The sequence below is a fragment of the Pseudomonas sp. MM213 genome, assembly GCF_020423045.1.
GTDB classification, from domain to species: Bacteria; Pseudomonadota; Gammaproteobacteria; order Pseudomonadales; family Pseudomonadaceae; genus Aquipseudomonas; species Aquipseudomonas migulae.
In genome coordinates, this window is sequence record NZ_CP081943.1 from 6,532,936 (window position 1) to 6,546,305 (window position 13,370).

Consider the following 13,370-nt stretch of genomic DNA (forward strand, 5'->3'; position numbering starts at 1 on the left):
AAGGATGCATGGACATGCTGATGCGCTGGCTTGCCGTTCCCGCGTTACTCATGGCGTTTACCGGATTGGCTCAAGCGGCCGACGAGTGCCCTGAGCTTTTGCAAGGCTCGTTGCCCAAGCTGCGGGCCAAGGAAACGATCGACCTGTGCCAGCGCTTCGCCGGCAAACCGCTGGTGGTGGTCAACACCGCGAGCTTTTGCGGTTTCGCCCCGCAGTTCAAAAGCCTGGAGGCGCTGAATCAGCGTTACAAGGGGCAGGGGCTGGAGGTGATCGGTGTGCCTTCCAATGACTTCAAGCAGGAATCCAAGGATGGTGCGGAAACTGCCAAGGTTTGCTACGTGAATTACGGCGTGACCTTCACCATGACCGAGACGCAGAAGGTTCGCGGTGATGATGCGATTCATCTGTTTCAGGTACTTGCCGCCCAAAGCGATGCGCCGAAGTGGAATTTCTACAAGTATGTGGTCGATCGCAAAGGCAAGGTGATCGCCAACTTCTCCAGCCTCACCACCCCTGACGATCCAGAATTCATCGCCGCCGTGGAAAAAGCCCTGGCTTCACAACCCTGATCGACGCCCACTAAAAAGCCCCGCCTCTGTAAAGAGCGCGGGGCTTTTTTGATTCAGGCGGCGAGGGGTTCAGGCTCGCCGTGAATCACATCAGAAGCGGTAGGTCGCACCAATGCCGAAACCGTTCGCCCAGTTTTCATACTTGGCGTTGTAGGTCTGGTTGCGAGGAGCACCGTTGCTGTTGTTGACCTTGACCGACTCTTCGCGCAGGTACGAATACGCTACGTCGATGGTCAGGTCGTCGGTCGGGCTCCAGCCAGCGCCCAGGCTGAAGATCTTGCGATCGCCAGTCGGAATGCGCGGGGAACGGTTTTCGTTGTTGGTCGGCGCCTGGTCGACGGACAGACCGGTACGCAGCACCCATTGCTTGTTCAACTGATAGGAGGCACCGATGGCGTGAGCCCAGGTGTCGTGCCAGTTCTGCTCTTCAGTGATCGTGCGAAGGCCGCGTGCGGCCAAGGCGGCAGGAACGCCTTCGTTCTCGACGGTGATTTCTTGCAGGCGGCTCCAGCGAGTCCAGGTGCTGCCTGCGTAGAGGGTCCACTTGTCGTCCAGCTGATGAGTGACCGAGAAGTCCACGGACTCTGGCGTGGTGATGTCCAGCGAAGCGTCGAACTTCTGGTTCGGGTTCTGGCCCAGCGCCGCGAGTACGCCGTAGTTGACCTTGGTGTCACCGTCCAGCTTGTACTTCACTTTCGAGTGATAGGTCAGGCCGAGGCGAGTGCTTTCGAGGGCTTGAACCATGATACCGATGTTGTAGCCGATAGCGGTGTCGTCACCCTTGATCTTGACGGTACCGTCCGCTGCCTGCGGGTTCAGCGACAGGTTCGATTCCAGCTTGCCGTCGATGCGGTTGATGGTCGGACCGAAACCGATCGACACCTTGTCGTTGAAGGCGTAGCTGACGGTTGGCTGCAGGGTGACGATTTTGACTTCGCTCTTGCTGCCGAAGTATTTGCCGGCGAAGCCGTTCTCGTAGTCGGTCACCAGGCCGAATGGCGCGTAGACGCCGAAACCGACAGCCCACTGGTCATCGATTGGCTTTACGTAGTAGCCCATGGGTACGCCCATGAAAGGGACCATGTCACCTTTGTTGGTACCACTATTCGGGCGGGAGCTTGCATCGCTGATGTCAGCGTGCGCGTCGATAAATGCAACACCACCGGTCACTTGTTCGCGCTTGAGGCGAGACATACCGGCAGGGTTGCCAAAAACGGTGGATGCGTCGTCGGCAGCAGAAGATCGCCCGGCAAAACCAGTGCCCATCCCACTGATGCTTTGTTCGTTGAGGGCAAAACCACTTGCGAAGATTTGGGTGGATGCCAAGGCAACGGCGAGGCTAAGGGTGGTTTTGAGCATTACTTTTTTCATTATTAGAACTCCTGGTGATCACCGGGGCGAAAATTACCAACATTTTCGTCCCAGCGCTATAGGCTGTATTGCTTGATTTAGAGCGGTTTTGTAGGACAATCCGACCAAAATCGCGACCTGTTGGGCGATCTTGTTGAGCGAGGGGTTCAGCAGGCGACTTGATTCAACGGTGATACACAGGTTTGCCAGGCGTAGGTGAAATCTCTCAGGCGTCCTTGGGGCTGGAAGGTCTGGCGCCAGATTCGGGCCATTCCCAGCAAGTCGTCTGCTTCGGGGAGGGGGGTGTTCTGTTCTTCGACCAGCAGCCAGGCGATGGCTGTGGCGTAACGCAGGTTAACGGTCAGTTCGAGGTGTGGGCCGCTGAGGAACGCATGCTGGCTGGCCAGTCCGCGCACCAGGCTCGCGCGTTCCGGATCAAGTGCCAGGTAATGGTCCCAGAGTGCCTGGTGGCGGGGTTCGGCGATTCGGTACAAGCCGTGTCCACGGCGGTCATGCAGGGCGGAACCAAGGGCTGACTGACTGGCGGCGATGCCCAGCAGCAGGGATTCGGCGGTCGCGCTATGGCGTCCCAGGTAGATCAGTGTCGGACGGATCACATAACGGCACAGTTCGCTGGCAGCGATACCCATAAAACCCTCGAACAAGAAGTGGTCGGCGAGTCCTGAACTTAGCGTTGGCAGCGGGTGGATCGACTCAGGCTCGCCGTAAGCGGTTCAAGCCGCTTGAGTTGAAGTGTAGTGTCATATTCGCGCTGTAAAGGTCTGTTTTTAAAATATTTCCGGCAGACAGTTATAACCGTTATATCGGTTAGTGCTTACGCGGCGGCTGTGAAAAGGGAAATATCGGGCAATAAAAAGACCCGTTTTTTAGGGGGGGCTTTCGTTTGGGTGCATATCCGTTTCTTCGGTAACGGCGGCTATTGGTTTCGCTTTTACAGCGAGTCACTTGGCAGAGCCCCAAGTAACCAAGGGCTCTTGCCCCTTTCGTTCGGTGCCTCGCTAATGCTCGCCATGCCCTCGCTCCGGTCCTGCTCCGTGGGCCCGCCGCGATCGGCCATCCCTGGCCGTGCGCGGCTAACCCGGCATCCATGCCGGGTTGCCCACTGCGCAGAACCTCCACTCGGCCTCTCGAGGGGGCGACTACCGCCACAGCCGCCGAGGCGGCCTGAAAGCCGACCTGGCTCTTTGGTGCACGCGTTCTCCTTCACTGCTGCGTTCACTCATTCCGGATTTGTACACCGCTCCCCTGTAGGAGCCGGCTTGCTGGCGATGGCGTCCTTTCAGGCGATACATGTGTCGCTGACCCGCCGCTATCGCCAGCAAGCCGGCTCCTACAGTTGATCGTATTTATCCAAACACATCTGCATTTCCCTTGTAGGAGCCAGCTTGCTGGCGATGGACGCCAACGATAACGCGGGCTGCCTGAATGAACGCGTTGCCCCGACGTTTTTCGCCGGCAAGCCGGCTCCTACAGGGAATCCCATACGCTTTTGATTTCCACCACTCATCAGGCCGAGCGTTAGCTCGCCTTCCGCTTTTGATCTGAGCGCCCCCTCGAGAGGCCGAGTGGAGGTTCTGCGCAGTGGGCAACCCGGCATGGATGCCGGGTTAGCCGCCCCCGGCCATGGATGGCCGATGGCGGCGGGCCCACGGAGCAGGGCCGGAGCGAGGGGATGCCGAGCCACAGCGAGGCACCGAACGAAAGGGGCAAGAGCCCTTGGTTACTTGGGGCTCTTCCAAGTGACTCGCCGTAAGGGCGAAACCAATGTCAGCCGTGACCGAAGAAACGGATATGTACTCACCACCAAAACCAAACCAAAGCCCGCACACGAAACAACAGGCAATAAAAAGCCCCGCTTTTCAAGGCGAGGCTTTTGAGGTTTTCAGCGTTTCTGGCGTCTCAGGCAACCAGTGCCTGACGGGTACGCTCGATCACGGCCTGCAGCGGCTCGGCGCTGGAGTATTGATCGGGGTACAGGCGTTCGCTGTGACGAGCGATGCCGTGTTCGTTGACCAGAGTGAAACTGAAGCAGCCTTTGCGAGCGGCCATGATCAGGCAGTTCATTGGTGCAAAAGCGTTGGTTAGGGTGCGAATGGCATCCTGGGTGTGGATTTGAGTAGTCATTAATGGGTGTTCCTACAAGCGACACGGATAAGAACCGTGCAAAATTAAAACGTTCCAGTGACGACGACCACCATTGGTCGAACGAAGAACCCGACTGGAACAAAGCAGCCAGTTTGAAGCGCTGATTAAGTTGGCGCGCTTGGGCTGGCAGGTAGGTACTTAGGAGGGCAGGCAACACATCAAGGGCAAAGGTTCTGGGCCCGGGGTGAAGATCCTGATCAATTTGCAGGCTGGTTCGGTCAGAGTAAGTGAGCTTCGCAACACCCTTTGCTTTCGATTCAAAGGCTGTGTTGGCGCAAGTTTTACCTGGAAACCATCGAGGTGGTCGATCCCGCTTGTTCGGTTGAGGCTTCCTTTGGGAAGGCTGACCGGGAGGATTTGTTCGACCAGAATTGACTTTCAGCTTGGTACTAACGCCGCGGATACTAACGGATTGAATTGCAGAAAGGAAGTGTGTTAGTCAAAAACATCTCCCGGATGCCGCCATTTGTGTGCGGACTGGCGCTTACCCACAGCCAGAGAGCGCCGGTTTCGCCCTGTAATGGCACAGATTCCGACCATCGGTCGTCGACGTTCGTCGGTTCGAAACCGGTCTGGATCATGGGTTCGCCAGGGTTTATCCCCAAGCCAGGTGAGAAAATGCGCCGAAAAAGCGCATGGATATAACTGCCTCGAAGGTACTTGTGCACATAAGTTGCGCGGACTGTCACCCCACTGTCATCTGCCCTTCAAACGTAGTGGGTGCCTGTAACCAAAATTTAAGTCAATGAAAAACATCGGTTTTTTTTACTGGTGAAAAAATCGTCAGTTTGACTGCGAGCCCCATTCCACAGGGCTTTGCGAGAGTTCAAGGGCGGTTGTCCACTGAGTTATCCACAGCTTCTGTGGATTGTCCCGAGCGCTTGCTCTAGGACGGGCGTGCCGGGTTTTTTTAGGCTTTACCTGTAAGAAAAAAAGAGTAGAGTGGCGCGCCTTCCGATCTGCCCCACAGTGCTTTATGAAGTTTCGCTCAGTACCAGCTCCCGCAACCTCGACACCTACCAGCGTCACCCCACCCAAGCGCTTTTCGATGCGTGTGGCCGAATGGCTGCTGGACAGCCCGCGCCTGGGCGAAAACCACAACGTCAAACATTTCGCCGGGCGTTTGCTCAAGCAGCCGGCGCGTGAAGGCGTGGTGGCCGCGCAGAGCCGTCTCGGTCAGTTGATGTGCCGCGAATGCGGGAATGCCCGGGACCGTCGTATCGGCCAGGACCTCTTGCGTCAGGCCGCGCGGGCCGGGGATCGGCGCGCTCAACAGGAACTCGGTCTGATCGAAGACTGAGCTGTCCAAGACCTGACACCTTGGTTAACCTTCAAGCTTTATCGAACGGGCAGGATTGGCTATGGCGATGGACTTGACCAGCATATTGCTCGGTCTGGCGGGTGCTGCACTGCCGTTGCTGGTATTGGCCTGGCAACTTCAGCGCCGTGCGAACACCACGCAGTCAGAGGTTGCACTGCTGGAAGAGCGTCTGGCCATGGCCAACCTGGCTCAGGATGGGTTGAATGCCCAGCTCGAAGCTGCTCGCGACGAAATCGCTGACCTGGGGCAGGCCAACGCCGCCAAGCAGGCAGACCTCGCCGCCTTGCGCCGTGAAGTTGAACTGCTGCAGATCGAACGTGATGACGCCCGCGACGCCGCTCATGCCTGGAACATCGAGCGCGCCGGCAAAGACGTTGAGTTGCGTCGCCTGGACGCTCAAGCCGCCTCGCTGAATGCCGAGCTGCGTGAGCAACAGGAAAGCCATCAGCAGCGTCTCAGTGACCTGCAAGGCTCGCGGGACGAGCTGCGTGCCCAGTTCGCCGAGCTGGCCGGCAAGATCTTCGACGAGCGCGAGCAGCGCTTCGCCGAAACCAGTCAGCAGCGTTTGGGGCAGTTGCTCGATCCGTTGAAAGAGCGCATCCAGTCGTTTGAAAAACGCGTCGAGGAAAGCTATCAGGCCGAGGCGCGCGAACGCTTTTCGCTGGCCAAGGAGCTGGAGCGTCTGCAACAGCTGAACCTGCGCCTGAGCGACGAAGCGACCAACCTGACCCGCGCCTTGAAAGGGCAGAAGACCCAGGGTAACTGGGGTGAGCTGATTCTCGAGCGGGTGCTTGAGCACGCCGGTCTGGAGAAGGGCCGCGAGTATCAGACCCAGGTCAATCTCAAGGGCCCGGATGGCGAGCGGTTCCAGCCGGACGTGATCATTTATCTGCCGGGCGACAAGCAGGTGGTGGTCGACTCCAAGGTCAGCCTGACGGCCTATCAGCAATACGTGGCGGCCGAAGACGATGCCATCGGCCAGATCGCCATCAAGCAGCACGTGCTGTCGCTGCGCAACCACGTCAAAGGCCTGGCCGGCAAGGATTACAAACGGCTCGACGGCTTGCACAGCCTGGATTTCGTCTTGCTGTTCGTGCCCATCGAAGCGGCGTTTTCCGCGGCGTTGCAGGCGGAGCCAACACTGTTTCAGGAAGCGTTCGACCGCAACATCGTGATCGTCAGCCCGACCACGTTACTGGCCACCCTGCGTGTCATCGACAGCCTGTGGAAGCAGGAACGGCAGAGTCAGAACGCCCGGGAAATCGCCGAGCGGGCAGGGTGGCTGTACGACAAGTTCGTGTTGTTCATTCAGGACCTGGATGAAGTCGGCAATCGCTTGCAGCAACTGGACAAGGCCTACAGCTCGGCGCGCAACAAGCTGACGGAAGGCCGTGGCAACCTGGTCAGCCGCAGCGAGCAGCTCAAGTTGCTCGGCGCGCGGGCCAGCAAGAGTCTGCCGGCGGACCTGTTGGAGCGGGCGATGACGGATGTTGATGGCCTGGTCGAGTTGCCCGAGTAATCTCAAAAGCATCGCCGGCAAGCCAGCTCCTACAGTAAATCGCGTTCTCAACTGTAGGAGCCGGCTTGCCGGCGATGGCGTCCGTCAAAACACCACATCACTAAAAACCTGCCGATCTACAACGGCAAATGCCGACTCAACAACGCCCGCAACGCCGCCGGTTTCACCGGTTTGGCCAGGTAATCCAACCCCGCCGCATGCACCTGCGCCACCGTCTCGGGATGCCCATCGGCGCTGATCACCACACCGGGCACCGGCTCGCCCAAACGGGTGCGCAGCCACGCCATCAACTCGGTCCCGGTCTCGCCGTCGTCCAGGTGATAATCCACCAGCGCCAATTGCGGACGTACGCCATCGCTGAGCAACGCCGCGCATTCGTCGCGATTGCGCGCTGTCCAGACCTGACAACCCCAGCGGGTCAGCAAACTGTTCATGCCTATCAGGATGCTGTCCTCGTTGTCGATGCACAGCACCTGTGCGCCGCTCAGGAGTTTGCCGTTAAGTTCGGTGACGTTGGCCGGCGCCGCGATTTGCGCCTGAGCCAACGGCACGCTGACGCTGAACACGCTGCCGCGCCCCGGCCAGGAACGCACTTGCAAGGTGTGGCCCAGAACGCGACACAGCCCGTCAGCAATCGCCAGGCCCAGGCCCAGGCCTTTCTCGGCACGGGTCTGGTGGCTGTCGAGGCGTTTGAACTCCTCGAAAATCACTTTCAGTTTGTCTTCCGGGATCCCCGGACCACGGTCCCAGACCTCCAGGCACAGTTCACCCTTGTGCCGGCGAACCCCTAAAAGCACTGGCCCCTTGGCGTAGCGAAAGGCGTTGGTCAGGAAGTTCTGCAAGATCCGCCGCAATAGTTTGATGTCACTGTCGACCCGCAGCGTGCTGCCGCGAACGCGGAATTTGAGCCCCTGGTCCCGGGCCAGCGCCTTGAATTCCGCGCCAAGAATATCGAACAGCTCATTGAGCACGAACGGTTTTGGCTCCGGGTTGATCTTGCCGTTTTCCAGGCGGGAAATGTCCAGCAAATCGCTGATCAGGTCTTCGGCCGAGCGCAGTGATGAATCCAGGTGATGAACCAGTTTCTGCGCTTCGCTGGACAAGCCATCGTCCTGATGGGACAGGGCTGCAGAAAACAGTCGGGCGGCGTTCAGCGGTTGCATCAGGTCGTGGCTGACCGCCGCGAGAAAGCGGGTCTTCGACTGGTTGGCCGACTCGGCGGTGCCCTTGGCTTCGGTCAGGGCCACGTTGAGTTGCGACAACTCGTGGGTGCGCTCGGTGACCCGTCGCTCCAGGCCTTCGTTGGCTTCGGTCAGCGCCTGCTCGGCTTCGCGGAACGCGGTGATGTCGGTGAAACTCATGACAAAACCGCCGCCCGGCATCGGGTTGCCGATCAGCTCGATCACACGGCCATTGGGGAAAAGTCTTTCAGACGTGTGGGCACGGCCCTGACGCATCCAGTGCAATCGGCGTGCGACGTGCACTTCCGCTTCACCCGGGCCGCACAGGCCGCGCTCGGCGTTGTAGCGAATGATGTCGGCAATCGGCCGACCGACGCTGATCAAGCCATCCGGGTAATTGAACAGTTCCAGATAACGCCGGTTCCACGCCACCAGCCGCAGCGACTGGTCGACCACGCTGATGCCCTGGGTGATGTTCTCGATCGCGCCTTGCAACAAGGCGCGGTTGAATTGCAGCACTTCCGAGGCTTCGTCGGCGATGCGCACGACGTCCTCAAGTTGCATTTCCCGCCCTTCGATGGCGGCTTTTACCACCGCCCGCGTCGAAGAAGCACCCAGTACACCGGCCAGCAAACGTTCGGTATGGGCGATCCACTCGCTGTCGGCGTTCTGGTTCGGGTTGAAGCCTTTGCCCTGGCGATAGGCGAAACGGATAAAACTCTGACGGGCGCGTTCTTCACCGACAAACCGTGCCGCGAGTTGCAGCAGATCTTCGATTTGCACTGCCAGCATTGAGCGCGCGCTGGGGCGGGCACTGATTTCCTGGCCGATGAAACGCCCGGCTTGCCAGTGCTCCGAAACCCTTGTGCGTGACAGCACCGACACCCAGGCGAACAGCGTGAAGTTGGCCGCCAGCGACAACACCACGCCTTGGGTCAGCGGGGTGAGCGGCAGGTTCAGCGGATTGCTGTGCAACCACGCCAGCCCGGGGAACGTGCTCAACGACACGCCGAGGCTGTGCGCGGCAATCGGCAGAATCAGCGTGTAAAACCACAGGAACGTACCGGCGGCGAGGCCGGCGAACACACCACGGCGGTTGGCCTGTTTCCAGTACAGCGCGCCAAGCATGGCCGGGGCCAGTTGGGTCACGGCGGCAAAGGCGATCTGGCCGATGGTCGCCAGGCTCGCGGTCGAGCCCAGCAGTCGATAGCTGACGTACGCCAGCAGCAAAATCACCACGATGCTGACGCGGCGCACCGAGAGCATCCACTGGCGGAACACTTCGAACGGCCGCTCGGCGTTGTTGCGACGCAGCAGCCACGGCAGCAGCATGTCATTGGAGACCATGGTCGACAGCGCCACGCTGGCAACAATCACCATGCCGGTCGCCGCCGAAGCACCGCCGATAAAGGCCAGCATCGCCAGTGCGGGATGGGCCTGGGCCAGTGGCAGGCTGATGACAAAGGAATCCGGCAACACTGAACTTGGCAGCAGCATCTGGCCGGCCAATGCGATCGGTACGACAAACAATGCCGCCAGCGCCAGATAGGCGGGAAACACCCACTTGGCCAGGCGCAAATCCTGCGGGTCGATGTTTTCCACCACGGTCACGTGGAACTGCCGGGGCAGGCAGATGATCGCCATCATCGCCACACCGGTCTGCACCACCATTGATGGCCAGTTGATGGTTTCCTTCCAGTAGGCTTCGAGGCGTGGGGCGAGCATGGCCTGGTCGAACAGGTCGTCGAAACCGTCGTACAGGCCGTAGGTCACGAACGCACCCACCGCGAGAAACGCGAACAGCTTGACCAGGGACTCGAACGCAATCGCCAGCACCATGCCGCGGTGGTGTTCGGTGGCGTCGAGGTTGCGCGTACCGAAGACGATGGTAAACAACGCCAGCACCAGCGACACAATCAGCGCCGTGTCCTGGGCGCGGGTGCCCATGGCGTCGGCACCGGCACCGATCAACAGGTTCACCCCGAGCACGATGCCTTTGAGTTGCAGTGCAATGTAGGGCAGCACGCCGACCAGGCAGATCAGCGCCACGACAATCGCCAGTGACTGGGATTTGCCGTAGCGGGCGGCGATGAAGTCGGCAATGGAGGTGATGTTCTCCTGCTTGCTGATCATCACCATTTTTTGCAGGACCCACGGCGCGCAGACCAGCAGCAGGATCGGCCCGAGGTAGATCGGCAGGAACGACCAGAGTTGTTCGGCGGCCTGGCCGACGGCACCGAAGAACGTCCAGCTGGTGCAATAGACCGCCAGCGACAGGCTGTACACCCAGGCGCGCACTCGCGGCGGCAGCGGCGCGCTGCGACGGTCACCGTAGAAGGCGATGGCGAACATGATGGCCATATAGGCCAGGGCAACGGCGGCGATCAGCCCGCTGGACAGCGACATGGAAACTCCAGACAAAAGACACACGGGACGACAGCCCGAACAGACAGTCTCGCACGACCGTCCGCGTTAGTCAGTGTCGACCAAGGTCGTGGAGTGGCGGGGTGTCGCAGGGTTGTTCTTGTAGGAGCGTGGCTTGCCCGCGAAGGCGTCATCACTGACTGAACGCAATCTCGATCAACCGATGCAACTCCTCAACCTCGAGCGGCGCCGGCGAAAACAGAATGCGAAACACAGTAGGCGCCGCCATCAGATTGATCAGCCGATCAACACCCGGTTTCGGCTCATCCGGATAACGATCCAGAATCATCTGCAACTGCCCGCCAATGATCGTCACACACAGACCCGGCGTCGGGCTCGATTGCACATCGCGCAGCATGTTGCGGCCAGGTTCGGAGCTCATCTCGTCCAGATACTGCTCGGCCCAGGCCTGCACATCCCCGCGCAGGCTGCCGGTGTTGGCAGGCTCGCTGTCGGGTTGCATGCGCGCCAGGGCGACATCCGCCAGCAAGGCCGACAGATCGCCCCAACGCCGATAGATGGTCGACGGCGTAACCCCCGCGCGAGCCGCGATTTGCGGGACGGTCACGGTGGAGCGGTCCTGTTCTTCGAGGAGCGCACGGACTGCCGAATGAATCGACTCTTGCACCCGGGCACTGCGGCCGCCGGGGCGTAAACCTTCTTTAATAGCCATGGAGCGGACCTTAACACAAAGAATTTGCTTTAAGCGCAGACGAGTAGCACACTCCGCAAAAGCAAAAAATTAGCTTTTGCGGAGTGTGCGCATGTCGAGTTCTGTTTCCAACCGTTCAACCCTGTGGTTTCTGGCGATCACTTTACTGAGTTTTCTCGCCGCTTCCACGGCGCCGACGCCGTTGTATCACTTGTATCAGGAGCAGCTGCATTTCTCGGCAGCAACCTTGACCGTGATTTTCGGCATCTACGCCATCAGTCTGCTGGTGGCGCTGCTGACGGTCGGTTCGCTCTCGGACTATCTGGGACGCAAGCCGGTCATTTTCAGCGCCGTCCTGCTGAACCTGCTGGCGATGCTGTTGTTTATCAATGCCGACAGCGTGGCGTGGTTGATCGGCGCGCGGGTGCTTCAGGGGTTCGCGACCGGGATGGCCACCGCGGTATTGAGCGCCGCGCTGCTGGACACCGATCGCCAGCAGGGGCCGCTGATCAACAGTGTCGCGCCGCTGCTTGGTATGGCGGTTGGCGCCGTGGGGTGCGGCTTGCTGGCCGAGTTTGCGCCGCTGCCGCTGCAGCTCACTTATTGGGTGTTGTTCGCGCTGTTTGTGATGCAGGCGCTGTATGTCTGGCGCCTGCCGGAAAGCGTCAGTTCGCAACCGGGGGCATGGGCCTCGTTGCGTCCGACCCTGCATGTGCCGACCCAGGCTCGCTCGACCTTGTGGCGAGTGTTGCCGCTGAATATCGCGACCTGGGCGCTCGGCGGTTTTTATGCCTCGCTCGGCCCTTCGTTGCTGCGCACGGCCACCGGTTCCACCTCGAACCTGATGGGGGGAGCGGCAGTCGCCGCATTGACGCTGACCGGCGCGCTGATGATCTTCACCCTGCGCAACCGGCCTGCCGCCAAAGGGCTGTTGCTGGGCGGCACGTTACTGCCCATCGGCCTCGTGTTGCTGTTGCTGGGCGTGCACAGCGCCAGCCTGCCATTGTTTTTCCTCGGCACGCTGGTGGCCGGTTGCGGATTCGGCGCCGGTTTCCTCGGCGCGGTGCGCAGCCTGGTTCCGCTGGCGCAGCCCCATGAGCGGGCCGGGTTGATGTCGGCGTATTACGTGCTCAGTTACCTGGCGTTCTGCTTGCCGTCGTTGCTGGCGGGGAATCTGACGCGCACGTTTGGCCTGGTGGCGACCACCGATGGTTATGGTGCCGTGCTGATTGTCCTGTCGGTCGGTGCGTTGCTGGCGTTGATGCGGCCGCGACCTGCCGAAGTGTGCAGCGCGACCGGTCATCCATAAAAAAACGCGGCGCCGTTCAAGGCGCCGCGTTTTTGTGTGCAGCGATCAAATCTGTGCAAATCCGCCATCGACGAACAACTCGATCCCATTGATGAAGCTGCTGTCATCCGAGGCGAGGAACACCGCGGCTTTACCCACTTCCGATGGCGTTCCAAGGCGGCCAATCGGCACTTGGCTGGCGAGGTAATCCAGCAACCCCTGCTGCTGGTCTGCTGGCGCAAGTTCGGTCAGGCCTGGCGTGTGAATCGGGCCGGGGCTGATGACATTGACGCGAATACTGCGGGCTTTCAAATCCAGCAACCAGGAGCGGGCAAAGTTGCGCACGGCGGCTTTGCTGGCGCTGTAGACGCTGAAGTTTTCCGTGCCTTTGGTGGCGGTCGTGGACGCGGTGAGAATCACCGAACCGCCGTCCTTGAGCAGCGGCAGTGATTTCTGCACGGTGAACAGCAGGCCTTTGACGTTGACGCCGAAAATCCGGTCGAAGTGTTCCTCGGTAATCGCGCCGAGGGGCAACATGTCGCCACCGCCCGCATTGGCAAAGACGATGTCCAGAGTACCGGCCTTGGTCCTGATCACGTCGAAGATGCGGTCCAGGTCGGCAAGGTTCGCGACGTCGCCCTGAATCCCGGTGACGTTGTGACCGATGCTGCTGACCGCCGCATCCAGCTCGGCCTGGCGGCGGCCGGTGATGAACACCGTGGCGCCTTGATCGACGAACGCTTGAGCCGATGCCAGGCCGATGCCGGTGGTGCCGCCAGTGATCAGTGCAACCTTGCCTGTGAGTGTGTTGCTCATGAGGTGAATCTCCGCTGAGTCGTTAAGTAAGTTCCTGGCACTGTCGTGCGCCGTTGAACAAACTCTATGCCGGAAGATTCATCG

At 60.1% G+C, this 13,370-nt stretch carries 10 protein-coding genes; 4 read left to right on the forward strand and 6 right to left on the reverse strand.

Annotated features, from left to right (window positions below; all coding sequences use genetic code 11):
• The first annotated feature begins 20 nt into the window (after positions 1–20).
• Positions 21–569: a glutathione peroxidase gene (locus K5R88_RS29780; protein ID WP_411736630.1), complete on the forward strand. Its 549-nt coding sequence runs from the start codon at positions 21–23 to the stop codon at positions 567–569.
• Positions 570–659: 90 nt separating this feature from the next.
• Here K5R88_RS29780 and K5R88_RS29785 read toward each other — a convergent pair whose 3' ends face one another.
• The 3 genes from K5R88_RS29785 to K5R88_RS29795 all read right to left on the reverse strand — a co-directional run bounded on the left by K5R88_RS29785 (position 660) and on the right by K5R88_RS29795 (position 4,064).
• The gene (locus K5R88_RS29785; protein WP_226298848.1) at positions 660–1,940 is read right to left on the reverse strand and encodes an OmpP1/FadL family transporter; all 1,281 of its coding nucleotides are present in this window, start codon (positions 1,938–1,940) and stop codon (positions 660–662) included.
• A gap of 146 nt (positions 1,941–2,086) precedes the next feature.
• Positions 2,087–2,569, reverse strand: coding sequence for a hypothetical protein (locus tag K5R88_RS29790; protein WP_008033583.1), 483 nt, complete (start codon positions 2,567–2,569; stop codon positions 2,087–2,089).
• Positions 2,570–3,839: 1,270 nt separating this feature from the next.
• Positions 3,840–4,064, reverse strand: a complete 225-nt coding sequence (locus K5R88_RS29795) for a hypothetical protein (RefSeq protein ID WP_008031832.1) — start codon at positions 4,062–4,064, stop codon at positions 3,840–3,842.
• Between the two features lie 997 nt (positions 4,065–5,061).
• Here K5R88_RS29795 and K5R88_RS29800 point away from each other — a divergent pair.
• Both K5R88_RS29800 and rmuC read left to right on the forward strand, forming a co-directional pair.
• Complete coding sequence (locus K5R88_RS29800; protein WP_032832831.1) at positions 5,062–5,385, forward strand: sel1 repeat family protein; 324 nt, start codon at positions 5,062–5,064, stop codon at positions 5,383–5,385.
• 175 nt (positions 5,386–5,560) lie between these two features.
• Entirely contained in the window at positions 5,561–6,925 is a 1,365-nt protein-coding gene (gene rmuC, locus K5R88_RS29805; protein ID WP_177318191.1) for a DNA recombination protein RmuC, read from the forward strand.
• 116 nt (positions 6,926–7,041) lie between these two features.
• Here rmuC and K5R88_RS29810 read toward each other — a convergent pair whose 3' ends face one another.
• Together K5R88_RS29810 and K5R88_RS29815 are read right to left on the reverse strand one after the other, a co-directional pair.
• Positions 7,042–10,512, reverse strand: a complete 3,471-nt coding sequence (locus tag K5R88_RS29810) for a hybrid sensor histidine kinase/response regulator (RefSeq protein WP_008031826.1) — start codon at positions 10,510–10,512, stop codon at positions 7,042–7,044.
• Positions 10,513–10,663: 151 nt separating this feature from the next.
• On the reverse strand, positions 10,664–11,203 hold the full coding sequence (locus tag K5R88_RS29815) for a TetR/AcrR family transcriptional regulator (protein WP_192226134.1): 540 nt from the start codon (positions 11,201–11,203) through the stop codon (positions 10,664–10,666).
• Between the two features lie 91 nt (positions 11,204–11,294).
• Between K5R88_RS29815 and K5R88_RS29820 the strand changes: the two genes are divergently transcribed.
• The gene (locus tag K5R88_RS29820; RefSeq protein ID WP_226298849.1) at positions 11,295–12,491 is read left to right on the forward strand and encodes an MFS transporter; all 1,197 of its coding nucleotides are present in this window, start codon (positions 11,295–11,297) and stop codon (positions 12,489–12,491) included.
• Between the two features lie 45 nt (positions 12,492–12,536).
• Here K5R88_RS29820 and K5R88_RS29825 read toward each other — a convergent pair whose 3' ends face one another.
• The gene (locus K5R88_RS29825; protein WP_226298850.1) at positions 12,537–13,286 is read right to left on the reverse strand and encodes an SDR family NAD(P)-dependent oxidoreductase; all 750 of its coding nucleotides are present in this window, start codon (positions 13,284–13,286) and stop codon (positions 12,537–12,539) included.
• Positions 13,287–13,370 lie beyond the last annotated feature (84 nt).